Genomic DNA, 830 nt, shown 5'->3' with positions numbered 1-830 from the left:
CCTATCAACTCGAGGTCAATGCCGCCGGCCAGTCCGACAGGATCGCCGCCACCGGGACCGCGACCGTGTCCGGGGGAACGGTGCAGCTCCTGGCGGAACAAGGCGGCTATGGCGCCTCGACGCGCTACACCATCCTGACGGCGCAGGGCGGGGTCAGCGGCCAGTTCGCCGCGGTGGCCTCCAATTTTGCCTTCCTGACGCCAAGCCTGGCCTATGGCGCCACCGAGGTGGCGCTGACGCTCGATCGCAACGCGATCGCCTTCCCGCAGGTCGCCCTGACCCGCAACCAGGCCGGTGCCGCGGGAGCAGCCGAAGCGCTGGGCGCCGGCCACCGTGTCTACGATGCGCTGCTCACGGCAAGCGTCGCCGACGCCCGCGCCGGCTTCGACGCGCTCTCGGGTGAGGCTCACGCGCAAGCGGTCGGCGTCGCGATCGAGGACAGCCATCTCATTCGCGAATCCATCCTCAACCGGCTGCGCTGGCCCCTGGCCGCCGGCTCGTCCGGCGGCTCGGTCAACGGCGCCTTCAGCGCCGACGCGCCCGGCAGATCTGCCGCCACGGCTCTGCCGGCACCGCGCCTCGCCACGGAACGCTTCACGCTTTGGGGCGAGGCGATCGGGGCGCAGGGGCGCACGGACGGAGACCGCAACGCGGCTTCGCTCGACCGGCGCGGCGGCGGCATGCTGCTTGGCGCCGAGCTCAACTCGACCTGGAGCGATGCCGGGCACTGGCGCTTCGGCATCGCCGGCGGCTATACGCGCACCGATTTCGATGTCGATGGACGCCGCTCCAGCGGAGAGCTGGGCAGCGCCCATGGCGCGCTCTATGGC

1 protein-coding gene is annotated in these 830 nt (G+C 71.8%); it reads left to right on the top strand.

Features of this window, described 5'->3' with window-relative positions; genetic code table 11:
- Positions 1-830: autotransporter outer membrane beta-barrel domain-containing protein (locus tag AC1DRP_RS36710; protein ID WP_476771159.1), on the top strand; the 830-nt coding region annotated here is incomplete at both ends.

Source organism: Allobosea sp. 01N443 (genome assembly GCF_056399325.1).
This window is presented reverse-complemented; position numbering and strand designations above follow the sequence as displayed.